The sequence below is a fragment of the Bacillus sp. EKM420B genome, assembly GCF_011065565.1.
Taxonomy (GTDB): Bacteria; Bacillota; Bacilli; order Bacillales; family Bacillaceae; genus Bacillus; species Bacillus velezensis.
Window position 1 is genome coordinate 710,239 of the sequence record NZ_JAAMNX010000002.1, and the last position, 24,693, is coordinate 734,931.

Here is a 24,693-nt window from a genome sequence, read left to right on the forward strand (position 1 = left end):
CGGTGGCAAACATTTTAGCGGTAGATGATGAAAAAGATATTCTCGTTCTGATCAGAAACATTTTACAGCGTGATCAGCATACAGTAACGATTCTGGAAAAAGCGGAAGATCAGTCATTGGATTTTTTTCAAGGCTATGATTTGATTCTTCTTGATGTCATGATGCCCGGAACCGACGGAATTGAACTCTGCCGGAGGATTCGGCCGCTGGTGGACAGCCCGATTCTGTTTTTAACGGCAAAATCTGACGAAGAATCCATTGTGAAAGGCCTCATGACAGGCGCTGATGATTACATCACAAAGCCGTTCGGCGTACAGGAATTGATGGCAAGGGTAAACGCGCATGTCAGAAGGGAACAGCGGGAAAAGCGTCAGACAAAACGTCTGATATCAGGCTTCATGTTTGATTTTGATAATAAAGAAGTATGGTTTGATGACCGGAAACTGCCTCTTACGAAAAATGAATATAAAATCGTAGAATTTCTGGCACAGCATAAAAACAGAACATTCTCACGGGAGCAGATTTACGAGGAAGTGTACGGCTTAGACGGCGATGCGCTCTATTCAACCATTACGGAGTTTATCAGAACCATCCGGAAAAAATGTAAAGAACACGGGGCTGATCCGATCAAAACGGTGTGGGGTGTCGGATACAAATGGGAATAGCAAAAGGAAAATCCAGCATCCGCAAAGAGCTTGTCAAATTCACCATCACACTGTGTCTGAGCACGATGGGGGTGGCGGCATTATGCGTCGCCTTAAATGCCATTGCCCTGAATGCCGGAGCAATCCTGCCGGCAAATTACAGCGAGCATGAGGCGGAACAGATCAAGCCCCGCCTGAAATCGGCGGAAAAGATAACAGAAGACATGATCCCCGATGGTATGACATACGCCGTTTTTGATAAAAAAACAAAGCGGATGACGAAAGGAACGATGACGGAACAAGACGCGATCAGCGCCAGAAAAAAGATCCAGCATCAGCCGTATTTTAATTATGCTCAAAAAGGATTCATGGTGGTTGATCGGAAAAATGAATACGGCGTTCTCCAATATTCACTCAGGTCGGAATTTCAGTCGCCGCTGCTAAGGCGCTATCTGCCGAATTATGAATGGACGGGTCTTGCGGTTCTGATCTCTTTGCTTCTTTTAACTGTGTTTATCGTGACGACGCGATTCGCCAATCAGCTGAGACGGCATTTCAGCACACTCAGCTCCATTACGGCAAGCATTCAAAAACAGAATTTAAATATCAATCCCAAAAGGCCGCGCATAAAGGAATTTGACGATGTCATTGACTCTCTGCTGAAAATGAAAGACGCGCTTCAGGCATCTCTGGCGGCGCAATGGGAGGCGGAGCGGATAAAGAAGGAACAGATCGGCGCGCTTGCGCATGATATTAAAATTCCGGCAACGATCATTAAAGGAAATGCCGAGCTGCTTCAGTTAACAGAACCTGATGAGGAGCAGACGGAATACACGCAGTATATCCTTGATGCCGGAAACAAAATCGAGCAATATGTCGGGCAGCTGATTCAGCTTTCTAAAGCGGAGGAGGCAGTTGCCGTTCATCTGGAATATACCGATCTCAAAGAGTGGGCTCAAAACATATATCGTGACGCGGCGGCGCTTGCGGGGCCGAAACAGATTGATCTCGTCCTCAGTGAGCGGGGCATTGACCGAAAAGAAGCGCCGATTGATCAAGAACTGCTCCGCAGGGCGGTCATGAATATCGCGGCGAATGCCGTCGACTATACGCCGGAAAGAGGAGAAATCCGTGTGGACGTCCTATGCACCGATACCGCACTCAGTATTGCCGTATCCGACAGCGGAAGCGGGTTTTCGCAGGAAGCGCTGAAAAGGGCGACACAGCTTTTTTACACGGAGGATAAAAGCAGACATTCGGCGGGGCATCACGGCATGGGGCTTACATTCGCCCATCATGTCGTGCATCTTCACCACGGCGAATTAACACTTGAAAATCAAGAGTCTGGCGGAGCCCGTGCGGAAATCCGAATTCCGCTGGAAGGCATCAGACAAAAACAAGCCCTGCACGCATGAGGGCTTGTTTTCCTGTGTAAGAAAGGCAAAATGAAAACGGCTGTCCGTTTGAGAGATCAGCCGCTTATGCGGAAAAGCGTTTATCAGGAAGGATCAATCCATGTTGAAGACCACTTGGAAATTTCCTCTAAAATAGGGGCTAATGCGCAGCCTTTTTTCGTTAAAGAATACTCAATACGGACAGGCGTTTCGGGGATAACATCCCGTTTGATCACACCTTCTGTTTCAAGTTCTTTCAGACGTTCTGACAAGACTCTTCCGCTTAAATTCGGAAGCGCCGCTTCAATTTCGCTAAATCGCTGCTGTCCGTTCAATAACTGAAAGACGATTAGAGCCACCCAGCGTTTACTTAGGATGTCGACCGCTTTTTCGAATCTGGGGCACATTTCTGATTGGTTCATGCTTTTTCACCTCGTCTTCTGCTATTATACCGCAAAATCGGAGGGAACGTACGTCTGGCGCTTGTTAAGTTGAGGAGAGGATCAAAAAGAGGATGAGGAATCCGGGGAGCGCTTTTTCGCTTCAGCCGCGATAAAATCAAAGTATTTGCTGACGCCTGAATACGTTGCCAGCTGGTTCACTGTCAGATGCCGTTTTTCCCGCAATGTCCGTAATTGTTTCCCGAAGCTTTCCACAGTCTCTCCCCCTCCCGCGGTCTAATTATATTCTAGTATGTTTATTGACTAAAGGGAATAGTCAGGCTGGAAAAGTATTGACAAAAGTTAACAAAAGCCGTATCTTATGTATAAGAAAGAAAGTATTTGACAGAACGGAAGGTGAAGAAAGTGGTCGAAAAGATACAGATCAGAAGAGATTATGTGCTGCAGTATATGGTCAATAATGACTACTCGTTAAACCAGCTCGCCCTGGAGATCGGAATATCTCCCGCCACACTGAGCCGTGTACTGAATGGAGAGCGGAGGCCGGGCCAGCTGGTCATCGGAAAGATGCTCTATTACTTTGACATGAAGTTTGAAGATCTTTTTTACTACGATTTTGTTGACAAAAGTCAACGGTGATGAAAGATTCAAATTGCATTTCCGTTTTTCTGACATGATGTGCACCGATACGGCGTGACATGCCTTTGCTTTTCATGTAAAATAGAAGCAATGTAGGCCAGTCAGTCTGGAGGTGTATGGGATGCACACTTTATTGATTACCTTATTGGTTATCGTCAGTATTGCACTTATTATTGTCGTATTGCTTCAATCCAGCAAAAGCGCCGGTTTATCGGGTGCGATTTCAGGCGGGGCGGAGCAGCTTTTCGGAAAACAGAAAGCAAGGGGTCTTGATCTGATTCTTCACCGCACAACCGTTGTGCTGGCAGTCTTGTTTTTCGTGTTGACGATTTCGCTGGCGTATATCGTATAAGGCAATGTTTGTATAAGGTCTGATTTAATATCAGGCCTTTTTCTTGTTGAGAGACGGCGTTTGTTTCTCGCAAAACTGTGGAAAACTAAATTGAATGTGCAAAAAAGGGGTTATGAGCATGAAAATTGTGACACCAAAACCATTTACATTTAAAGGCGGAGACAAGGCGGTGCTTCTGCTGCACGGGTTTACGGGAAATACGGCAGACGTCAGAATGCTCGGCCGCTACTTGAATGAGCGCGGCTACACTTGTCACGCGCCTCAATATAAAGGGCACGGCGTTCCGCCGGAAGAGCTGGTACATACGGGACCAGAAGATTGGTGGAAAGACGTCATGGACGGGTATGAATATTTACAATCTGAAGGCTATGAAAACATTGCGGCCTGCGGACTGTCGCTTGGCGGGGTTTTTTCATTGAAATTGGGTTACACTGTACCCATAAAGGGAATTGTTCCTATGTGTGCTCCGATGCACATTAAAAGTGAAGAGGTTATGTACGAAGGAGTTCTCTCCTACGCGCGCAATTATAAAAAATTCGAAGGAAAACAGCCGGAGCAGATTGAAAAGGAAATGAAGGAGTTTGAAAAAACGCCGATGAATACGCTCAAATCGCTTCAGGAGCTGATTGCCGATGTGCGCAAAAACGTCGACATGATCTATTCCCCGACATTTGTGGTTCAGGCACGGCATGACCATATGATTAACACAGACAGTGCAGACATCATTTACAACGAGGTGGAAACGGACGACAAACAGCTGAAATGGTATGAAGAGTCAGGACATGTCATTACGCTGGACAAAGAACGGGACCTCGTTCATCAGGATGTGTACGAATTTTTAGAGAAACTCGATTGGTAACAAACAGGAGGTCGGATAATGGAAAAAGAAGCGTTTATGGACCGTCTTCTCGCGTTTATGAAGGAAGAGGCGTACAAGCCCCTTACCGTTCAGGAACTTGAGGAGATGCTGAACATCACGGAAGCCGAAGAATTTAAAGAACTGGTTAAAGCGCTGGTGGCGCTCGAGGAGACCGGACAGATCGTCCGCACCAGAAGCAACCGCTACGGGCTTCCGGAAAAAATGAATTTAGTAAAAGGAAAAATTTCCGCGCATGCAAAGGGATTCGCGTTTCTATTGCCGGAGGATACCTCTTTAAGCGATGTGTTTATTCCGCCGAATGAGCTGAATACGGCTATGAACGGCGATATCGTCATGGTCCGGCTCAATTCCCAGTCAAGCGGATCGAGACAGGAAGGCACGGTCATCCGCATCCTGGAAAGAAGCATCGACCGCGTCGTGGGCACATACACAGAAACGAAAAGCTTCGGCTTTGTCATCCCGGATGATAAGAAAATCACGAGTGATATTTTTATTCCGAAACATGCCAATAACGGCGCTGCGGAAGGCCATAAAGTCGTCGTCAAATTGACAAGCTACCCTGAAGGCAGAATGAACGCCGAAGGAGAAATCGTTGAAATACTCGGCCATAAAAATGATCCGGGCATCGATATTTTATCAATCATTCATAAGCATGGCCTGCCGGGAGATTTTCCGGCTGAAGCGATGGAGCAGGCAACAAGCACGCCCGATACCATCGATGAAAAAGACATCAAAGACCGCCGTGATCTCCGCGATCAGGTCATTGTCACCATTGACGGCGCGGATGCGAAGGATCTGGATGACGCCGTCACTGTAACAAAGCTTGATAACGGCAGCTACAAGCTCGGCGTCCATATTGCTGATGTCAGCCATTACGTCACGGAGAATTCCCCGATTGACAAAGAAGCGCTGGAAAGAGGGACAAGCGTGTACTTGGTTGACCGGGTCATTCCGATGATCCCGCACAGACTGTCTAACGGGATCTGTTCTTTAAATCCGAAGGTCGACCGCCTGACACTTTCCTGCGAAATGACAATCAACCAGCAGGGACAGGTGACAGAGCACGAGATCTTCCAAAGCGTCATTAAAACGACGGAAAGAATGACCTATTCAGATGTCAACCGGATTCTCACAGAAGACGACGCCGAGCTGAAAGAAAGGTATGAGCCGCTCGTCCCGATGTTTAAAGACATGGAACGTCTGGCGGAAATTCTCCGGGCGAAACGGATGGACCGCGGCGCCGTGGATTTTGATTTCAAAGAGGCGAAGGTGCTCGTCGATGAGGAAGGCGCCGTAAAAGACGTCGTCATCAGAGAGCGCTCAGTAGCGGAAAAGCTGATTGAAGAATTCATGCTTGTGGCAAACGAAACGGTGGCCGAGCACTTCCATTGGATGAACGTGCCGTTTATTTACCGGATTCACGAAGAGCCGAACACCGAAAAACTGCAAAAGTTCCTGGAGTTCGTCACGACATTTGGTTATATCGTCAAAGGGAAAGCCGGAGACATTCATCCGCGCGCGCTGCAAAGCATTCTTGACGAAGTGCGGGACCGTCCGGAAGAAACGGTGATTTCAACCGTCATGCTCCGTTCCATGAAGCAGGCGAAATACGATCCGCAAAGCTTGGGCCATTTCGGGCTGGCGACTGAATTTTATACGCACTTCACATCGCCGATCCGCCGCTATCCTGACTTAATCGTTCACAGGCTGATCAGAACGTATTTGATCAACGGACAATCGGACGAAGCGACTCAGGAAAAGTGGGCCGAACGCCTTCCGGAAATCGCTGACCATACGTCAACGATGGAACGGCGCGCCGTTGATGCAGAGCGGGAAACGGACGATCTGAAAAAAGCGGAATATATGCTTGATAAAATCGGTGAGGAATTTGACGGCATGATCAGTTCCGTCACAAACTTCGGAATGTTCGTCGAGCTGCCGAATACGATTGAAGGGCTTGTGCACGTCAGCTTTATGACGGATGATTATTACCGTTTTGACGAGCAGCATTTCGCCATGATCGGCGAACGCACGGGCAACGTTTACCGGATCGGTGACGAAATCACGGTCAAAGTCGTCGACGTCAATAAAGATGAGAGAAACATCGACTTTGAAATTGTCGGCATGAAAGGCACCCGCCGTCCGAGAGAAACAACAGGCGACCGCAGAAAACGAGGCAGACCGGCGCGGAAACGCGTGTTAAACAGCAATACCCCGGCTTCACCGCCGAAATCGGAGGAAAAAGGGGAATGGTTTACAAAACCGAAGAAGAAAAAGAAAAAACGCGGTTTCCAAAACGCGCCGAAACAAAAACGCAAAAAGAAGAAGTAAATGCGAAAAGCAAATGGGGCATAATGCTCTGTTTGCTTTCTTTCGCAAGCCGCATTTTCATTGTCGCGGAACGCTCCATTTGCTAAAATAAAGCGTATCGCACACATGAACGGTTTTTGCGGAGAGAGGAGGATAAGGCATGCCAAAAGGATCAGGCAAAGTATTATCGCAAAACAAAAAAGCAAATCATGACTACTTTATAGAAGAAACCTATGAAACAGGCATCGTGCTGCAGGGAACGGAGATTAAGTCCATCCGCGCCGGCCGCGTAAACATGAAGGATTCCTTTGCGAAAATCGAGCGCGGCGAAGTGTTCCTCCACAACATGCACATCAGCCCGTACGAGCAGGGAAACCGCTATAACCACGACCCGCTCCGGACGAGAAAGCTTTTGATGCACCGGAAAGAAATCAATAAGCTGATCGGCCTGACGAAAGAGAAAGGCTATTCCCTCGTGCCGCTGAAGCTGTACTTGAAAAACGGCTTCGCCAAAGTGTTAATCGGCCTCGGAAAAGGGAAGAAAACATACGATAAACGTGATGATTTAAAACGAAAAGACGCCAAAAGAGAAATCGAAAGAGCGTTCAGAGACAGACAAAAAGGCTTCTGATGCCTGAGCCTTGATGTGATGACAGCCCTGTGCTATACTGTTCACACATCAGATTCACAGGCCGTTTATTGAAGATATTCCCAATTGAATTTGCCTGTGATCATGGTATAATAACAGTACAGCCAGTTGAGCAAGAGCTTGATAGATCTCCCGTATACCCTTAACAAGGGGACGTTACGGATTCGACAGGGATGGATCGAGCTTGAGCTGCGAGCCGAGAGGCGATCTCGTTAACACGCACCTAAATATAACTGGCAAAACTAAAAGTTTTAACCAAAACTTAGCACTAGCTGCCTAATAAACGCAGCGAGCTCTTCCTGACATTGCCTATGTGTCCGTGAAGAGCACATCCAAGTAGGCTACGCTTGCGTTCCCGTCTGAGAACGTAAGAAGAGACTGACAGACTAGCTCTCGGAAGGCCCGCCCGCAGGCATGAAGACGAGTGAAACACGAAATATGCAGGCTACGCTCGTAGACGCTTAAGTAATCGATGTTTCTGGACGTGGGTTCGACTCCCACCGTCTCCATACATAACAGAGGAACCGCAGTGCCGTCACATGACCGCACTGCGGTTTTTTCATGCCGAAATAAAGGAGTGAATGTGAATGGAAATCGTCATCATAGACGGAAAAGATGTTACAAGCACAGAAGCATTACACCGAATCTTAAAAGATCAATTAGATTTCCCGGACTTTTATGGTGAAAATCTGAATGCCTTATGGGATTGTCTGACAGGCTGGATAGAATATCCGCTGACTTTGGTGTGGAAGAATTTTGAGATCAGTCAGAAGGAATTGGGTTCGGATGCTGATGATGTATTAAGGATATTAAAAAAGGCTCAGGCAGAATTAGATGGTGAGTTTTTCATTCAAATTGATCAGCCGTCAGCCGGGACAACGGACAGGCACTAAAAAGTGCGTACTTCCCCTCATCCATTTTTCTACACGATAATAGGGACGGAAGGTTTCAGGCTTTCGATTTCTGTCCATATATAAGAAGAGACTTACGATAGGGAGGAATGGATGATGGACTTGCAGTTGAAAGGGAAGACGGCGCTTGTGACGGGATCTACGTCAGGCATCGGGAAGGCGATTGCGGCTTCGCTGATTGCAGAAGGTGCGGCCGTGATCATTAACGGCCGCCGTGAAGAAAAGGTAAACGAAACGATCCGGGAACTAGAGAAACAGACGCCGGATGCCCGTCTCTATCCGGCCGCATTTGATTTAGGCACGGCGGAAGGATGCGGCGCGATTTTTCAGCAGTATCCGGATGTGGATATTCTCGTCAACAATTTAGGAATCTTTGAACCTGCGGAATACTTTGATATTCCTGACGAAGAGTGGCTCCGGTTTTTCGAGGTGAATATCATGAGCGGCGTGCGGCTGACACGCCGGTATGCAAAGCGGATGATTGAGCGGAAGGAAGGACGGGTGATTTTTATCGCGAGTGAAGCGGCCGTCATGCCTTCTCAGGAAATGGCTCATTACAGCGCTACGAAAACAACGCAGCTGTCGCTGTCACGCAGCCTGGCCGAGCTCACGGAAGGGACGAATGTGACGGTGAATACGGTCATGCCCGGCTCCACGAAAACAGAGGGCGTCGAAACGATGCTGGAGTCGCTTTACCCCGGTGAAAACCTGACAGCGGCTGAAGCGGAGAGACGATTTATGAAGGAAAATCGTCCGACGTCGATCATTCAGCGGTTGATCGGTCCGGAAGAAATCGCCCACTTTGTCGCCTTTTTAAGCAGCCCGCTGTCGTCTGCCATTAACGGATCTGCATTGCGGATCGATGGCGGCTTGGTGCGGAGCATTATATAAGATGAACATACAAAAACCCCCGTAAAGCGGGGGTTTTTTTAATGCGGATCACGCTGAAACCGGCTGATGATCCTGCTGATTAAATCTTTTGTGGCACAGTCAAAATGCTCTTCTTTTTGGTTTGTCAACAGCCCGACCGGCGGTGAAATTGTTAAGTTATGGATCGGAATGACCTTCGTGCCCTCGATCGGCTCTGAATGCGCCGTCGCCGTAAAGATTGAGACGCCGATATTTTCCCTGACATAGTATTGGTGAGCCATGCTGCTGGTCAGCTCCATTTTTCGATAGCGGCTGCCGATGGCCCGCTGCAGGTGCTGTTCAATTTGAATCCGGATCGGGCAATTGGCGGGCGTAAAAATCAGGCATTCATTTTCTAAATCTTCGAGATTAACGCTTGCTTTGGCGGCAAGGAGATGTCTGTCTGACACGATGACATTGAGCGAGTCGTGGAAAAACGGATCGAAATAATTTTCCAGAATCAGCTCCGGCTCGCCGCATACCGCAAAATCAATGGCGCCCTCCAGCAGTTTGCGGCTGCATGTATTGGCATCATCCACGCTGACATTGACCGACATGTCCGGATAATCATTTAAGAAACCCCGCAGCACGGCAGGGAAGATCAGGCTTGCCGTCGGTTCGGATATGCCGATCTGAATAAGGCCGGCCTGGCCCTGTCTGATATCGGCCAGAGTATGGTCAAGCACCTCGTATTGCGCGAGAAGCTGCCCGGCCCGCTCATGAAACAGACGCCCCGCCCTTGTCAGCTTCAGCTTCTTTCCCCGTTCAAACAGCTGCGCGCCTACATCCTGCTCCAGCTGTTTAATCCGCATTGAAATCGTCGGCTGTGAGTAGTTCAGAATTTCGGCGGCCTTATAAAAGCTGCCTGACTGTACGATGGTATGAAACGTTTTAATGGTGCGTAATTCCAACGAAATCCCCTCCCGGCTGTTCATTAATTTTCTTGAACCTTTCCTTTACTTTTTTTGATTAGTCAAACAAATCAGTTTGCTTTATAGTATAAACAATCAAAGCTTAGTAAACAAATTGGAATTATATATTTTTTGCGGGGAGAGTGACCGGAATGAGTGAAGACATATTTCGATTGGCTGAGAAAAAGGATGCGCCGGAGTTTTTAGAGCTGCTGTACAGCGCGTTTCAGCCGATCCGCAATTTGGAGATTGACTGGCCGTCGGCGCGGGCCGACATCGATATGGTAACGGAAAATATTGAAAATCATTCAGCCGTCGTGCTCGAACGGGACGGACGGCTTCTTTCAACAATTACGATCCGTTTTCCGTGGGAGAGTGACACGCCTCCGTCAAAATATCCGTTTGTCTGGTGGTTTGCGACGCTTCCTGAGCTGAAGGGGCAGGGCATCGGCAGCAAACTTTTGACTTATGTGGAGGAACATGTGCTGCGGGATACGCTGAAGGCCCCGGCCATCACGCTCGGCACTTCGGCGCGCAAGCATCCCTGGCTTGTAGATATGTACAGACGGAGGGGATATGAAGTGTATTTTGAGCAGGAGAAAGACGGAGACATCGGAGTTATGATGAGAAAGGTGCTCATACCGGAGCGGTTTGACGCGTCGCTGTTAGGCACACCGAGCTGGGCGCAATGATCAAAAAACGGATCAGAGCCGGCTGTCTGCTTCTGCTGCTCGGCGTGCTGGCCGGGTGCGGGCAAGGAGCAAGCACGAAAGCGGGGAGCGGCGTGCAGATCGTCATCGTCGGCACGGGAACTGATTTTCCGAACATTGCTTTTATGGATGAAAAAGGCGAGCTGACCGGCTATGACATTGAAGTGATGAAAGCCATTGATGAACAGCTGCCGCAATACAAATTTGTCTTTAAGACGATGGATTTTTCGAATCTGCTTACAAGTCTCGGAAACCGGAAAATTGACGTGATCGCGCACAATATGGCGAAAAACAAGGAACGGGAGAAACGCTTTTTGTATCACAAAATCCCGTATAACTACTCGCCGATGTACATTACGGTGAAGGCGGATAATGACGCGATACACACGCTCCGGGATTTAAAAGGGAAAACCGTCATCGTCGGCGCGACGTCAAATGCGGCGGATTATATGACGGCATACAACAAAACCCACGGCAGCCCGATACATTTGAAATACGCCGGGCAGGGCGGCAATGATACAGCGAACCAAATGGAGACAGGACGTGCTGACGCCACCGTATCCACGCCGTTTGCCGTCGATTTTCAAAATAAGACGCACGCGTTCAAACAAAAGACGGTCGGTGATGTGCTGCTCGATACCGAGGTGTATTTTATGTTCAATAAAAACAGCCAAACGCTGGCGGACGATACGGATCGGGCGATTCAAAAGCTTGAGAAGGACGGTACATTGAAAAGGCTGAGTGAAAAATGGCTCGGTGCGGATTATTCAAAATCAAGTTTCACGAAATAATTGAAGCAGAAAACGGGGCGATCACATGAAAATAAGACTGGCGGTCATGTCATTAACAATTGCGGCAACGGCGGCGTTATCAGCCTGCGGCGCGGGCGGGGAGGCGGCATCAGGCAATCAGAAAAACGTGAAGAACATTACGGTCGGCACGGGAACTCAATTTCCGAATATTTGCTTTATTGATGATAAAGGCAAATTGACGGGCTATGACGTTGAGCTGGTGAAAGAGCTTGACAGGCGCCTGCCGGACTATCGTTTCACTTTTAAAACGATGGATTTCTCCAACCTGCTTGTCAGCCTCGGCCAGCATAAAGTCGATATCGTGGCTCATCAAATGGAGAAAAGCGCCGAACGGGAGAAAAAATTTCTGTTCAATCAAGTCGCGTATAACAACTTCCCGCTGAAAATCACGGTGCTCCAAGATAACGGGGACATTCACGGCATTGATGACTTGAAAGGAAAGCGGGTCATTACAAGTCCGACGTCAAACGGCGCGCTTGTGCTGAAAAAATGGAATGAAAAACACGGCAGTCCGTTTGAAATCGCCTATGCCGGCCAAGGTTCAAATGATGCGGCCAATCAGCTGAAATCCGGCCGCGCCGATGCAACGATTTCAACGCCGTTTGCTGTCGATTTTCAAAACAAAACGAGCGCGATCAAAGAAAAAACGGTCGGCGGGGTGCTGTCAAATGCCAAAGTGTTCTTTATGTTTAACAAAAATGAACAAACGCTGAGCGATGACATTGATAAAGCGCTCAAGGAAATCATTGATGACGGCACGCTCAAAAAGCTGAGTGAAAAGTGGCTCGGCGCGGATTATTCAAAGGAGCAATATTAAGTGAAAAAGAGAGGGACCGGCAATGGAAAAAGCGTTTGATATCAGTATGATCGCCTCCTTTGTGCCGACATTGCTCGGGTATTTGCCCGTCACGCTGTATATATTGGCGGTGTCTTTGCTGTTCGGCTTTCTATTGGGGCTGCTTTTGGCGCTGCCCCGCATCTATCGCATTCCCGTTTTGAATCAGTTTGCGAAGCTGTATATCTCTTTTTTCAGAGGAACGCCCATCATGGTGCAGCTGTTCATTGTATTTTACGGCATTCCGGCGCTCACGGCGCTCGCCGGAATTGATACCTCTAAAATGGACCCTTTGTATGCGGCCATCGCCACGTACGCGCTGAGCAGCGCGGCAAGAGCGGCCGAAATCATCAGGGGAGGTGTGAACAGCGTCGGCCGCGGGCAGGCGGAGGCGGCGTTCAGCATCGGGCTGAACGGGGGGCAGACATTCCGGCGCATCATTCTGCCGCAGGCGCTTGTGCAGGCCTTTCCCAACATCGGGAATATGGTGATCGGTTTCTTAAAAGATACATCACTCGCTTTTTCGATCGGGGTGATGGATATGTCGGGCAGAGGACAGACCTTGATTACATCGAGCAATCATTCTCTTGAAGTGTATATCTCGCTTTCTGTTCTGTATTACGCGGCCGCCCTTTTATTTGAATGTGTCTTCAGATGGGCCGAAAAACGAATCAAGAAAGATGAGACGCGCCTTGTGACGGTTTTTGACATGAGTGCGCACGGCTGAAAAGGAGGGAGAACAGTGGAGCTGGACATTCCATTTATCGGCACTGCGATAAAACAAATGTTGAAAACCGTTCCGCTTACATTGGCGATGACGGTCATTCCGATTATTGCCGGATTTTTCATAGCTCTCGGCAATATCACGGTGCGTATATTCCGCATCAAATGGCTGCTGGCCTGCTCAGCGTTTTACGTGTCTTTTTTCCGCAGCACCCCGGCGATTCTCCATATTATGCTGATTTATTTAGGGGTTCCGCTGATTGCCGATCAATTCAGCCGCGCGTTTCATCTCGGCTGGTCGGCCAATCAGATTCCGGTCGCCGTGTTTGTCATCATGGCACTGTCGTTAACGGCAGGCGCTTATATGACGGAAATTCTCCGATCCGGGATCATGGCCGTCGATACGGGGCAGGCGGAGGCGGCATATTCAATCGGTCTGACGCGGGGCCAGATGATTCGGCGCGTAATTCTGCCGCAGGCGTTCATGATATCGCTGCCGAACTTCACCAATATAGGCATCGGCTTTTTGCATACCACTTCCATCGCGGCAATTGTTGCAGTGCCTGAAATTACAGGAACGGCAACGATTGCGGCATCCGATAACTATGCGTTTCTGGAAGCATTTATCGGGGCGGCCGTGATTTATTGGGGATTAACGCTGATTCTCGAAGCAGTAAACAGTCTGGCGGAAAAAAGAGCGGCCAGATATCAAGGAGGCGCATTATGATCGAAATCCGAAACATTCAGAAACATTTTGGCAGTCATCACGTGTTAAAGGGGATCAATTTAAGTGTCCGGAAAGGAGAAGTCGTGACGATCATCGGCCCGAGCGGTTCCGGGAAAACCACTTTTCTGCGCTGCCTTAATTTACTTGAGCGGCCGGATGAGGGCGCCATTTCGCTGCACGGTGAAGTCATTAACTGCAAAAAGCCTGCCAAAAAAGACATTCTCAGATTGAGGAAACAGACAGCGATGGTTTTTCAGCAATATCATTTGTTTTCGCATAAAACGGCGATTCAAAATGTCATGGAAGGCCTGACGGTCGCAAGGAAAATGAAAAAATCAGATGCGTACGCCATTGCCGAGCGGGAACTGGCTAAGGTGGGGCTTCAGGATAAATTGCATGCCTATCCGAATCAACTGTCGGGAGGACAGAAGCAGCGGGTCGGGATTGCCCGGGCGCTTGCCATTCATCCTGATGTGATGCTGTTTGATGAACCGACCGCAGCCCTTGATCCGGAGCTTGTCGGCGAGGTGCTTGAGGTGATGCTTAACATTGTGCGGACCGGCGCCACCATGATCATTGTCACACATGAGATGGAATTCGCCAGAAGAGTGTCCGACCGAATTGTGTTTATGGATGAAGGAGCAATCGTGGAACAAGGAACGCCTGAGGAAGTTTTTCACAAGACGAAAAAAGAAAGAACGAAGAAGTTCCTCCGCCGCGTGCTGCCTGATTACGGTTATGACATAAAAGAGCGCATAAAGGAGCCTGTCGTATGATTCGTTTAAGCATTTTAGATCAAAGTGTCACCGCGGAAAACCAAACCGCAGAAGAAGCCTTGCGGCAAACGGTGAAATTGGCTCAGGAGGCCGAACAATACGGATATGACCGTTTCTGGGCGGCGGAGCATCATAACAATGAAGAGATAGCGGGATCAGCGCCGGAAATTGTTCTGGGGTATCTTGCCGCAAGCACGAAAAAAATCCGTCTCGCATCCGGCGGGGTGATGCTGCAGCATTACAGTCCTTATAAAGTGGCGGAGCAGTTCCGGGTTCTGTCCGCCCTTGCTCCCGGCCGTGTGGCGCTCGGTGTCGGCAAAGCGCCCGGCGGATTTCAGCTGTCAACCGATGCGCTGCAGCGGGAGCTTATCCAGCCCGCCCGTTTGTTTGAAGAAAAGCTTGAGGAGCTGACTCATTTCATCCGAAATGATTTTCCGGACTCGCACCGCTACGCGTCATTGCGGCCGACGCCGCATACTGAGTATGCGCCTGACATCTTTTTACTCGGCGGCAGCGCGGAAAGCGCGATATCCGCGGCCAAACTCGGCATTTCCTTCGTTTTCGCCTATTTCATAAACGGTGAAGAGGCTGCGTTAGAAAAAGCGCGCCACGCCTTTGACGAGCATCTGCCGAAAGGATTGAAGGCGGAATTTCACCTTGCGCCGATGGTATTTACCGCGCATACAAAAGCAGAAGCGGAAAAACACGTCGTATCGCGTGAGTCGGTCAAAATCATTCTCGAAGACGGCAAAAAGGTGAATGTCGGTTCCCGGGAACAAGCGGAAGCGTTTCTTGAACAAGTCACGCAGCCATATAAGCTGATCACACAAAAGACGGGTGTGATTGCCGGGACAAAAGAAGAGACCGCCGCCGAGCTGCGACGATTATCCGTTCAATACAGCATTACCGATTTTGTGATTTTGTCGCCTATCAAAAACGCTGAGGAAAAACGATTGTCTTACCGGCTGTTAAGCGAAGCGGTGCAGCCGGCCCCACAATTATAGGAGGGATGAACATGAGTCATGAAGTAAACGTAGTGGTCTGGAGCAAACAGGGCTGCTCCTATTGTGATGAAGTGAAAGGATATTTGCGGGAAAAAGCCGTGGCATACGAAACAATTGATGTGACAGAGCGGGACGAATTGCGTGACGTGCTGCAGACGAAGTACGGCATCCGTCATGTTCCCGTCGTTGAAATCGGCAGCGGTGACAGCCGTGTGTATCAGGCCGTTACTCAAGTCGGCATTGAGCATGTAGAACGGGCGCTTGCCGATTACGAGGGGAAAAAGGGGGAGAGAAAATGAGCCGGACGGATCTAATTCAATTCGGAGCCATGATTCACGGTGTCGGCGGCACAACGGACGGCTGGCGTCATCCCGACGTCGATCCGACAGCAAGCACGAATGCGGCGTTTTACAGGCAAAAAGCGCAGACCGCTGAAAGAGGGCTGTTCAGCTTTGCTTTTATTGCGGACGGCTTGTTCATTTCTGAAAAGTCCATCCCGCATTTCTTAAATCGGTTTGAGCCGATCACTATTTTATCGGCGCTTGCCGCCTCTACAACCCATCTTGGTTTAATCGGCACATTTTCCACCTCGTTCACTGAGCCGTTTACCATCGCAAGACAGCTGATGTCTCTTGACCATATCAGCGGCGGCAGGGCGGGCTGGAATCTCGTCACCTCTCCGCAGGCGGGAGCCGCGCGCAATCACAGCAAAGAAAGCCTTCCCGACCACAGCCGGCGCTACGCCATCGCCCAGGAACATGTGGACGTGGTGCGCGGTCTGTGGAATTCCTGGGAAGAAGATGCCTTCGTCCGCAATAAAGAAACCGGGCAGTTTTTTGACCCTGACAAACTGCATCGCCTGTATCACAAAGGCGAGTATTTTCAAGTGGAGGGCCCGCTGAATATCGGCCGGTCCAAACAGGGAGAGCCGGTCGTTTTCCAAGCGGGGTCTTCAGAAACCGGCCGGTCGTTTGCCGCGAGGAATGCAGATGCAGTCTTTACGCACTCCAATTCACTTGAGGAAACGAAAGCTTTTTATGATGATGTGAAGAAGCGGGCGGCGGATTACGGCCGGGACGCTTCCAAGCTGCGGATCTTTCCGGGAATCAGTCCGATTATAGCCGGTTCACAAGAAGAAGCGGAAGCGAAATATCAGGAATTCGCCGAGCTGATACCGATAGAGAACGCCGTTAAATATGTGGCCAGATTTTTTGACGATTATGATCTGAGCCGTTTTCCGCTGGATGAGCCGTTTCCTGATTTGGGCGACGTCGGGAAAAACGCGTTTCAAAGCACGACAGACCGTATCAAAAGAGAGGCGAAAGCCCGGAATCTTACGCTGCGTCAAGTGGCGCGCGAAGCCGCGTTTCCGCGAACGAACTTTATCGGGACACCGGAACGTGTGGCATCATTAATTGAAACATGGTTTCAGCGGGAAGCGGCGGACGGGTTTATCATTCACTCTGACATCCCGGGCATGCTTGAAGCCTTTGTAGATCAAGTCATACCGATCCTTCAGGAAAAGGGGCTGTACCGAAAAAGCTATCCGGCGGATACACTGCGGGGGAATCTCGGGTTGGATATTCCGATCTGCAAACCAAATCCGATTTTGAGCAGAAACTAAATGTTTCTGCTTTTTCTGCTGCTTGCCATTCCCGTCATTACAGCCTTTTTTAAAAAATATACTGATTTCGAGATATTATTGTTGCGAAAAGAATTTTTTGTAACTATAATTATTACAGAACTGATCAGTATAAAAAAACATTCATATTTCATAATAAATGTGTGTGTAATTTGAAAACGAAAGGGCTGTTTACAATGGCAAAAGTACTTTATATCACTGCTCATCCTCATGATGAAAAGACATCTTACAGCATGGCGACAGGAAAAGCGTTTATCGATTCTTATAAAGAATCAAACCCGAATGATGAGGTTGTACATATCGACCTTTACAAAGAGAACATTCCTCATATCGACGCGGATGTATTCAGCGGCTGGGGAAAACTTCAATCCGGCACAGGATTTGAAGAGCTTTCTGAAAACGAAAAAGCGAAAGTCGGCCGTCTGAACGAGCTGAGCGATCAATTCGCGTCAGCTGACAAATACGTATTCGTCACACCGCTTTGGAACTTCTCATTCCCGCCTGTTATGAAAGCGTACCTTGATTCTGTGGCTGTAGCCGGAAAATCATTCAAATATACAGAGCAAGGCCCGATCGGTCTGTTGACTGACAAAAAAGCGCTCCACATTCAGGCGCGCGGAGGCTATTACTCTGAAGGCCCGGCGGCTGACATGGAAATGGGCCACCGTTACATCGGCATCATGATGAACTTCTTCGGCGTTCCTTCTTTTGACGGTTTAATCGTTGAAGGTCATAATGCTGAACCGAATAAAGCACAGCAAATTAAAGAAGATGCGATTGCCCGCGCGAAAGAAGCCGGAAAATCATTCTGATCTTAAAAAAAACCTCCCAGCTGACACGGCTGGGAGGTTTTTTATATTAAAGGGCAATCGTCCGTTTTTGCTCGCTGCTTTTCATCGCCGCTTCAATGACACGGATGACATCGATGCCTTCTTTTGCCGTAACGGGAAGCGGTTTTCCGTTTAAGATGCTGTCTGCCAGCAGTTTGTAGTACGTAAGGTAAGAGCCGTTCTCAGAGGGGATTGTTTCTGTATGCCGTTTTTCATCCGCTGCGATTGTCAGCTCTCCGAAGTTGTCAGGGTCATCGGCGCCCCAGCTCTCGTCAATCGGCTTTTGGCCGGCTGAAAGCGCCTCTTCCTGTCCGTCCTTTCCGTATTTGATAAAGCTTGCATTCCGTCCGTGAATCTGATAGCGCGGGCCGTTTGCCGCATTCATAGAGCCGGATTGAAGAATGACCTGAAGTTTGCCGTAATGGAGCGCGGCCAGAAAATAATCGACGGTTTCACTGTTGTCCCGCTGTTTCATCACATGTGCCGTGATGGATTCCGGCATTCCGAAAAGCAGGAGTGTCTGGTCAATAATATGTGAACCGAGATCATACAGCGTTCCCGTGGCGGGTCCGCTTTTTTCGCGCCATCTTTCTTGGACAACCGGATTGTACAGATCGTAGTTGACTTGATATGTATGAATGTCTTGAAGCGCCCCGTCCCGAATCAGCTTTTGTATCGTTAAAAAGTCATTGTCCCACCGCCGGTTGTGGTACACGCTCAGTAAGACGCCTTTATTTTCAGCCGTTCTTCTCAGCTCCTCCGCTTCTGCTGAAGTCGCCGTCATCGGTTTTTCCACGACGGTGTGTTTTCCCGCCAGGAGACATTTCATCGCTGATTCATAATGCATTCCGCTCGGTGTCGTAACGATGACGAGATCAATGTCAGGATCACCGGTAATGTCTTCAATCGCGCGCACGGCTTCAGCCCCCGGCAGATCACGTCTGACCTCCTCCGTTCTGGAGGTCATGACTTTTTTGATCTGATAATCATCAAGGACGTCCAAAAGCGGCGCATGAAAGACTTTCCCGGACAAACCATATCCCAATATGCCAACCTGTATCGTTTTCAATGAACTTCCCCCTCATGATATGTGATAACAATATATACCCCGCGGGTGTACTGGTAAAACTTGTGTGTTGAAAATTTTTTACACCGGATTTTCAAGTCTGTATAATGAAGATAACCAAGAAAAAAACCGAGGTGGAAAATGGACAAACATACCGAGCATCAATCGTTAAATCATAAAAGCGCCAAAGAAAAAGACCAGATTCTGAACCGGCTGAAACGGATTGAAGGCCAAGTCAGGGGCATTCAGAATATGGTGGAAAACGAACGATACTGCGTGGATATTCTCGTGCAGATTTCAGCCGTACAGGCGGCCATGCAGAAAGTCGCGTTTCATCTGCTGGAAGATCACGCCCATCACTGCGTAGCCGGCGCCATTGAGAGCGGAAACGGGGAGCAGGCGATTGCCGAGCTGCTGGATGTCGTGAAAAAAATCGCAAAATCGTAAAATAAAATGTTTTGAAATACCCTACAGGGGTATGGTAACATAAAAAAGAAAAAACAAGACGTGGAGGGAATCATCATGGAACAAAAAACACTGCAAGTCGAAGGCATGTCCTGTCAGCACTGCGTAAAAGCAGTAGAGACCGGAGTGGGAGAACTGAACGGAGTGACGGCGGTTCAGGTGAAATTGGAAGCCGGACAGGTGGATGTGACGTTTGATGAAAACAAAGTCTCCGTATCAGATATAAAGGACGCGATTGAAGATCAAGGGTATGACGTCGTATAAGGTTTATCGCGCTTCGGGAACGGGCGCGGTTTTCTTTTATCATAATTATACCCCCATGGGGTTTATGAAGAGAGATGAGGACATTGAGTGAACCGAAAGAAATGACCATTCAGGTGGGAGGCATGACATGCGCCGCCTGCGCTTCAAGAATTGAAAAAGGGCTGAAACGGATGGACGGCGTCAATGACGCTTCCGTCAATCTTGCGCTTGAGACCTCAAATATTTCTTATCAGCCTGACAAAATCGAAGCTGGCGCCATAAAGGATAAAATTGAAAAACTCGGCTATCACGTCGTGACGGAAAAAGCCGAGTTTCAGATTGAAGGCATGACGTGCGCCGCTTGCGCCAACCGGATTGAAAAGCGCCTGAACAAAACAGAGGGCGTTGTGAGCGCACCGGTGAATTTCACCCTGGAAACAGTCACCGTTGAATACAATCCGAAAGAGGTGACACCGAAAGAGCTGAAAGAGACCGTGGCAAAACTCGGCTACAGATTAGACGAGAAGAAAGCGGTTGATGGAGACGGCGGATTATCCCAAAAGGAGAAAGAGCAGCGAAAGCAGCTGATCAGACTCATATTTTCTGCCATTCTCTCCTTTCCGCTTCTATGGTCGATGGTCAGCCATTTTTCTTTTACTTCTTTTATCTGGATGCCGGATATCCTGATGAATCCGTGGCTGCAATTCGCGCTTGCCACCCCGGTGCAGCTCGTCATCGGCTGGCCTTTTTATATGGGAGCGTACAAGGCGCTGAGAAACAAAAGCGCCAATATGGATGTTCTCGTTGCGCTCGGAACGACGGCCGCTTACGCATACAGCCTGTACATGACGATTGCGTCTCTCGGACGAGACGGACATGCTGAGGGGCTTTATTATGAAACGAGCGCCATTTTGCTGACTTTGATTTTGCTTGGAAAGCTTTTAGAGATGAAAGCAAAAGGCCGCTCATCAGAAGCGATTAAAAAGTTAATGAAGCTTCAGGCGAAGACTGCGGCGGTTGAGCGGGACGGCAAAGTACAGGTGATTCCGATTGACGAGGTCCGGGCGGGGGATATCGTATACGTGAAACCTGGAGAACGCGTTCCTGTCGATGGCGAAGTGATTGAAGGCCATTCCGCGATTGATGAATCGATGATTACGGGAGAGAGCATGCCTGTCGATAAGTCTCCCGGAAGCACCGTCACCGGGGCGACGATCAATGCAAACGGCTTTCTCAAAATCAGAGCGGTGAATGTCGGCAAAGATACCGCGCTTGCACACATTATTAAAATCGTGGAAGAAGCCCAAGGATCAAAAGCCCCCATTCAGCGGCTCGCGGATCACATTTCAGGCATTTTCGTCCCGATTGTGCTGGGGCTGGCCGTGCTGACTTTTCTCATTTGGTATGTATGGGCGGCGCCGGGACAGTTTTCTGAAGCGATCGGCAAATTCATCGCCGTGCTTGTCATTGCCTGTCCGTGCGCACTGGGCCTCGCCACACCGACGAGCATTATGGCGGGCTCCGGCCGCGCAGCTGAATTCGGCATTCTCTTTAAAGGCGGGGAGCATCTAGAAAAGACCCAGCGTCTGACGACCATCGTACTGGATAAAACCGGAACGGTGACAAACGGCAGACCGGTGCTGACAGATGCCGTACCGGCAGCGGGAATGAACGAAGAGGAACTCCTGCGGCTGGCGGCGGCCGCCGAAACGGGATCAGAGCACCCGCTTGGAGAAGCCATCGTGTCAGGAGCCGAAAACCGGGGGATTTCCATCCCGAAACTCACCCGGTTTCAAGCCCGGATCGGTTCCGGAATCTATGCAGAGGCTGACGGCAGAACGATTCTAGCCGGATCAAGACGGCTGATGGAATCAGAGCATATTGAACATGAAGCGCTGCTTCCGCACATGGCCCGCTTGGAGGCGGAAGGAAAAACGGTGATGCTTATTGCGGCAGACGGCAAAGCGGCGGGGCTTATCGCAGTCGCCGATACCATTAAAGAAACATCTCCGGCCGCGGTGAAACGTCTGAATGATATGGGGCTTGACGTCATCATGATGACCGGTGACAACAAAAAGACCGCGGAAGCCATTGCAAAAGCCGCGGGCATCGGCAGCGTGATCGCCGAAGTGCTTCCCGAACAAAAGGCGGCGGAAATTTCCCGGCTGCAAAAAGAAGGCCGGCGCGTGGCGATGGTCGGCGACGGCATCAATGATGCTCCGGCGCTGGCTGTGGCCGATATCGGGATGGCCATCGGCACCGGCACCGATATCGCAATGGAAGCAGCGGACATTACGCTGATCCGCGGAGACCTGAACGGCATTGCCGACGCCATCGGCATGAGCAGGCTGACTATGAGAAACATCAAGCAGAATTTAGGATGGGCATTGGGCTACAACAGCATCGGCATTCCGATTGCGGCAGCCGGCTTTCTGGCTCCGTGGGTGGCAGGCGCCGCCATGGCGTTCAGCTCGGTATCGGTCGTGCTTAATGCCTTGCGTTTACAGAAGGTGAAAAAAGACAAAATCGGCTGATGCCGGTTTTGTCTTTTTTATTGACACTTTATTCAAAGCCTGCATATAATAGAGAAAACACTTATATGAATATATGCTCATATATATAATTTCGTTTAGCTGTATTGATGTTATGGGAATCCTATTACGGAAAGTAGGGTGAGTCGAAAATGAAAGCAGCCAAAGGTGAATTTGTATTAGACGGACTTGATTGCAGCAACTGTGCAAAAAAAATAGAAAACGGCGTAAAAGCCATTGACGGCATAGACGGCTGTGCTGTCAATTTTGCGGCAAGCACCATCACGGTCTCAGCCGGCGGCAAAAACGAGCAATGGATGAAAGACGAAGTCGCGAAAAAAGTAAAGTCCATTGATCCTCATGTGACCGTTCGTTCGAAGCACGAAGACAAACCCGGTGAGGATGAATACCGCAAAAAGCTGCAGCTGATGTTAGTGAGATTGGCGGCGGGCGCCGTTTTGGCCGTCATCGCTTACTTCGCGCACACGGGCGCCGTCCTTGAGTTTCTGCTCTTTTTTGCTTCATATTTGATCATCGGCGGCGATATCGTAGCCAGAGCGGGAAAAAATATTGTCCGCGGCCAGGTATTTGATGAGCATTTTCTGATGGCGCTTGCCACAATCGGCGCATTTATCATTCATCAATATCCGGAAGGCGTCGCGGTCATGCTGTTCTACCAAATCGGTGAATTGTTTCAGGGAGCGGCCGTCAGCCGATCCAGAAAATCGATCAGCGCGTTATTGGACATCCGTCCTGAGTACGCCAATGTGAAAACGGAAAACGGCATGACTGCCGTTCCGCCGCAGGACGTCAAAGTCGGACAGGTCATCGTCGTGAATCCCGGAGAACGGATTCCGCTGGACGGAAAGGTGCTGAGCGGTTCTTCGATGGTTGATACATCCGCTTTAACGGGCGAATCCGTGCCGAGAAAAGCGGAGCCGGGGCAAGAGGTGATGGCCGGATTTATGAATCAGAACGGCGTGCTTCATATTGAAACCTCTAAAGGGTATGAAGACTCTGCCGTGTCAAAAATATTGAATCTGGTCGAAAATGCGGCCGGACGCAAAGCGAAAACGGAAAACTTTATTACGAAGTTTGCCAAGTACTATACACCGGCCGTTGTCATTGTTGCGGTGCTTCTCGCCTTTTTACCGCCGCTTCTCGTGCCTTCAGCCGCGCTATCCGACTGGGTGTACCGCGCGCTGATTTTCCTTGTGATTTCTTGTCCGTGCGCACTCGTCGTCTCCATTCCGCTCGGGTTTTTCGGCGGTATCGGGGCTGCGTCTAAAGCAGGGGTGCTCGTGAAAGGCAGCAACTATTTAGAAGCGCTCAATCAGGTGGCATACGCCGTGTTTGATAAAACGGGAACCTTAACGAAAGGCAATTTCGCCGTGACTGATATCAAACCGGCGGCAGGATTTACGAATGACAGCCTGCTTCATGCAGCCGCGCTTGCAGAAGTCCATTCCAATCATCCGATTGCTTCTTCCATCCGTGAAGCTTACAATCAACCGTTAGCGGCTGAGGAGATTGAAGAATATGAAGAAATACCCGGACACGGCATTCGGGTGAAAACCGGCGGATCAACGATTTTGGCCGGAAATCAAAAACTGATGGCAAAAGAACAAATCGCTTCCGGCACAGCTGAAAATAACGGAACCGTCGTTTATGTCGCCGTTGATCAGCAGTATGCGGGGGCGATCGTGATCGCAGATGAAATCAAAGAGGACGCCAAACAGGCCATTGCCAATTTAAAAGCGCTCGGCGTGAAGCGGACAGTGATGCTGACGGGTGATTCAAAGCAGACCGGAGAAGCTGTCGGCCGAGAGCTCGGTATTGATGACGTGTACACAGAGCTTTTGCCGGGTGACAAGGTAGACCGCGTCGAAGAACTTGAAGCCGCGCTTTCACCGAATGAAAAACTGATGTTTGTCGGCGACGGGATTAATGATACGCCTGTGCTTGCCAGAGCTGACATCGGAGCTGCCATGGGGGCTCTCGGTTCTGATGCCGCCGTCGAAGCGGCCGATGTCGTCCTGATGACAGACCAGCCGTCAAAAGCAGCCGAAGCCATCCGGATTGCACGCCGCACACGCCGGATCGTCTGGCAGAACATCGGATTTGCTTTAGGCGTAAAAATCATTTTTCTCCTGCTTGGTGCATTCGGATTCGCCACCATGTGGGAAGCGGTCTTTTCAGATGTAGGCGTCACGCTGATCGCCGTTGCCAACGCGATGCGCGTCATGAGAGTGAAAGCGGAATAATTGTCAAAGATAATTCGTTTTTCAGGGTTTTCTTAAACAAGGTTGTCTTGGTAAAATAGAGAAGC

26 protein-coding genes, 1 other RNA gene and 2 pseudogenes are annotated in these 24,693 nt (G+C 49.5%); 24 read left to right on the plus strand and 5 right to left on the minus strand.

Features of this window, described 5'->3' with window-relative positions; all coding sequences use genetic code 11:
- The first annotated feature begins 2 nt into the window (after positions 1–2).
- Positions 3–665 carry a response regulator transcription factor gene (locus tag G9F48_RS08575; RefSeq protein ID WP_016937907.1) on the plus strand — a complete coding sequence of 221 codons (663 nt, stop codon included), beginning with the start codon at positions 3–5 and terminating at the stop codon, positions 663–665.
- Entirely contained in the window at positions 656–2,059 is a 1,404-nt protein-coding gene (locus G9F48_RS08580; RefSeq protein ID WP_165409352.1) for a sensor histidine kinase, read from the plus strand. The genes G9F48_RS08575 and G9F48_RS08580 overlap by 10 nt, the downstream gene beginning before the upstream one ends.
- 83 nt (positions 2,060–2,142) lie before the next feature.
- On the opposite strand, the gene G9F48_RS08585 is transcribed toward G9F48_RS08580, so the two are convergent.
- The 3 genes and pseudogenes from G9F48_RS08585 to G9F48_RS19735 all read right to left on the minus strand — a co-directional run.
- On the minus strand, positions 2,143–2,460 hold the full coding sequence (locus G9F48_RS08585) for a winged helix-turn-helix transcriptional regulator (RefSeq protein WP_016937909.1): 318 nt from the start codon (positions 2,458–2,460) through the stop codon (positions 2,143–2,145).
- A gap of 81 nt (positions 2,461–2,541) precedes the next feature.
- Positions 2,542–2,613, minus strand: a pseudogene (locus G9F48_RS20055) (transcriptional regulator); the annotation flags it as partial.
- Positions 2,608–2,694, minus strand: a pseudogene (locus G9F48_RS19735) (transcriptional regulator); the annotation flags it as partial. The pseudogenes G9F48_RS20055 and G9F48_RS19735, both read right to left, overlap by 6 nt.
- Before the next feature lie 195 nt (positions 2,695–2,889).
- On the opposite strand from G9F48_RS19735, the gene G9F48_RS08595 reads away from it, so the two are divergent.
- From G9F48_RS08595 to G9F48_RS08630, 8 genes are all read left to right on the plus strand, one after another.
- Positions 2,890–3,078, plus strand: coding sequence for a helix-turn-helix domain-containing protein (locus G9F48_RS08595; RefSeq protein ID WP_095241444.1), 189 nt, complete (start codon positions 2,890–2,892; stop codon positions 3,076–3,078).
- Between the two features lie 121 nt (positions 3,079–3,199).
- Positions 3,200–3,430 carry a preprotein translocase subunit SecG gene (gene secG / locus G9F48_RS08600; RefSeq protein ID WP_013353627.1) on the plus strand — a complete coding sequence of 77 codons (231 nt, stop codon included), beginning with the start codon at positions 3,200–3,202 and terminating at the stop codon, positions 3,428–3,430.
- Between the two features lie 118 nt (positions 3,431–3,548).
- Complete coding sequence (locus G9F48_RS08605; RefSeq protein ID WP_016937913.1) at positions 3,549–4,289, plus strand: alpha/beta hydrolase; 741 nt, start codon at positions 3,549–3,551, stop codon at positions 4,287–4,289.
- An 18-nt stretch (positions 4,290–4,307) separates the two neighbouring features.
- A complete protein-coding gene (gene rnr, locus G9F48_RS08610) occupies positions 4,308–6,641 on the plus strand; it encodes a ribonuclease R (protein ID WP_165409354.1) in 2,334 nt (777 codons plus the stop codon).
- Between the two features lie 139 nt (positions 6,642–6,780).
- Positions 6,781–7,251, plus strand: coding sequence for an SsrA-binding protein (smpB, locus tag G9F48_RS08615; RefSeq protein WP_029973572.1), 471 nt, complete (start codon positions 6,781–6,783; stop codon positions 7,249–7,251).
- 167 nt (positions 7,252–7,418) lie between these two features.
- Positions 7,419–7,781: a transfer-messenger RNA gene (gene ssrA, locus G9F48_RS08620) on the plus strand.
- Between the two features lie 75 nt (positions 7,782–7,856).
- The gene (locus tag G9F48_RS08625) at positions 7,857–8,162 is read left to right on the plus strand and encodes a barstar family protein (protein WP_165409355.1); all 306 of its coding nucleotides are present in this window, start codon (positions 7,857–7,859) and stop codon (positions 8,160–8,162) included.
- A gap of 114 nt (positions 8,163–8,276) precedes the next feature.
- Positions 8,277–9,071 (plus strand): SDR family NAD(P)-dependent oxidoreductase, encoded by a 795-nt coding sequence (locus G9F48_RS08630; protein ID WP_165409356.1) that lies wholly within the window; start codon positions 8,277–8,279, stop codon positions 9,069–9,071.
- 38 nt (positions 9,072–9,109) lie between these two features.
- Here G9F48_RS08630 and G9F48_RS08635 read toward each other — a convergent pair whose 3' ends face one another.
- Positions 9,110–10,000, minus strand: a complete 891-nt coding sequence (locus G9F48_RS08635) for a LysR substrate-binding domain-containing protein (RefSeq protein ID WP_165409357.1) — start codon at positions 9,998–10,000, stop codon at positions 9,110–9,112.
- 152 nt (positions 10,001–10,152) lie between these two features.
- Between G9F48_RS08635 and G9F48_RS08640 the strand changes: the two genes are divergently transcribed.
- The 10 genes from G9F48_RS08640 (at position 10,153) to azoRB (ending at position 18,041) form a co-directional block, all read left to right on the plus strand.
- Positions 10,153–10,692 (plus strand): GNAT family N-acetyltransferase, encoded by a 540-nt coding sequence (locus tag G9F48_RS08640; protein WP_003151702.1) that lies wholly within the window; start codon positions 10,153–10,155, stop codon positions 10,690–10,692.
- Positions 10,689–11,501 (plus strand): amino acid ABC transporter substrate-binding protein, encoded by an 813-nt coding sequence (locus tag G9F48_RS08645; protein WP_165409358.1) that lies wholly within the window; start codon positions 10,689–10,691, stop codon positions 11,499–11,501. Before G9F48_RS08640 ends, G9F48_RS08645 begins: the two co-directional genes overlap by 4 nt.
- A gap of 25 nt (positions 11,502–11,526) precedes the next feature.
- Positions 11,527–12,339: an amino acid ABC transporter substrate-binding protein gene (locus tag G9F48_RS08650; RefSeq protein ID WP_015387707.1), complete on the plus strand. Its 813-nt coding sequence runs from the start codon at positions 11,527–11,529 to the stop codon at positions 12,337–12,339.
- A 22-nt stretch (positions 12,340–12,361) separates the two neighbouring features.
- Positions 12,362–13,084: an amino acid ABC transporter permease gene (locus tag G9F48_RS08655; protein ID WP_025853845.1), complete on the plus strand. Its 723-nt coding sequence runs from the start codon at positions 12,362–12,364 to the stop codon at positions 13,082–13,084.
- 15 nt (positions 13,085–13,099) lie between these two features.
- Positions 13,100–13,807, plus strand: coding sequence for an amino acid ABC transporter permease (locus G9F48_RS08660; protein WP_077722846.1), 708 nt, complete (start codon positions 13,100–13,102; stop codon positions 13,805–13,807).
- Positions 13,804–14,583 carry an amino acid ABC transporter ATP-binding protein gene (locus tag G9F48_RS08665; protein ID WP_146284069.1) on the plus strand — a complete coding sequence of 260 codons (780 nt, stop codon included), beginning with the start codon at positions 13,804–13,806 and terminating at the stop codon, positions 14,581–14,583. Before G9F48_RS08660 ends, G9F48_RS08665 begins: the two co-directional genes overlap by 4 nt.
- Positions 14,580–15,587 (plus strand): LLM class flavin-dependent oxidoreductase, encoded by a 1,008-nt coding sequence (locus tag G9F48_RS08670; RefSeq protein WP_165409359.1) that lies wholly within the window; start codon positions 14,580–14,582, stop codon positions 15,585–15,587. The genes G9F48_RS08665 and G9F48_RS08670 overlap by 4 nt, the downstream gene beginning before the upstream one ends.
- 11 nt (positions 15,588–15,598) lie before the next feature.
- Positions 15,599–15,886, plus strand: a complete 288-nt coding sequence (locus G9F48_RS08675) for a glutaredoxin family protein (protein WP_003151715.1) — start codon at positions 15,599–15,601, stop codon at positions 15,884–15,886.
- On the plus strand, positions 15,883–17,211 hold the full coding sequence (locus G9F48_RS08680) for an LLM class flavin-dependent oxidoreductase (protein ID WP_165409360.1): 1,329 nt from the start codon (positions 15,883–15,885) through the stop codon (positions 17,209–17,211). Before G9F48_RS08675 ends, G9F48_RS08680 begins: the two co-directional genes overlap by 4 nt.
- 194 nt (positions 17,212–17,405) lie before the next feature.
- Complete coding sequence (azoRB, locus tag G9F48_RS08685) at positions 17,406–18,041, plus strand: FMN-dependent NADH-azoreductase AzoRB (RefSeq protein ID WP_003151719.1); 636 nt, start codon at positions 17,406–17,408, stop codon at positions 18,039–18,041.
- A 46-nt stretch (positions 18,042–18,087) separates the two neighbouring features.
- Here the strand turns inward: azoRB and G9F48_RS08690 are convergent, their stop codons facing one another.
- Complete coding sequence (locus G9F48_RS08690; protein WP_165409361.1) at positions 18,088–19,128, minus strand: oxidoreductase; 1,041 nt, start codon at positions 19,126–19,128, stop codon at positions 18,088–18,090.
- A 138-nt stretch (positions 19,129–19,266) separates the two neighbouring features.
- Here G9F48_RS08690 and csoR point away from each other — a divergent pair, with 138 nt between their 5' ends.
- The 4 genes from csoR (at position 19,267) to G9F48_RS08710 (ending at position 24,628) form a co-directional block, all read left to right on the plus strand.
- The gene (gene csoR, locus G9F48_RS08695; protein WP_013353610.1) at positions 19,267–19,572 is read left to right on the plus strand and encodes a copper-sensing transcriptional repressor CsoR; all 306 of its coding nucleotides are present in this window, start codon (positions 19,267–19,269) and stop codon (positions 19,570–19,572) included.
- Between the two features lie 75 nt (positions 19,573–19,647).
- The gene (gene copZ / locus G9F48_RS08700) at positions 19,648–19,854 is read left to right on the plus strand and encodes a copper chaperone CopZ (RefSeq protein WP_015240581.1); all 207 of its coding nucleotides are present in this window, start codon (positions 19,648–19,650) and stop codon (positions 19,852–19,854) included.
- A gap of 83 nt (positions 19,855–19,937) precedes the next feature.
- Positions 19,938–22,367 carry a heavy metal translocating P-type ATPase gene (locus G9F48_RS08705; RefSeq protein WP_165409362.1) on the plus strand — a complete coding sequence of 810 codons (2,430 nt, stop codon included), beginning with the start codon at positions 19,938–19,940 and terminating at the stop codon, positions 22,365–22,367.
- A 149-nt stretch (positions 22,368–22,516) separates the two neighbouring features.
- Positions 22,517–24,628: a heavy metal translocating P-type ATPase gene (locus G9F48_RS08710; protein WP_165409363.1), complete on the plus strand. Its 2,112-nt coding sequence runs from the start codon at positions 22,517–22,519 to the stop codon at positions 24,626–24,628.
- Positions 24,629–24,693 lie beyond the last annotated feature (65 nt).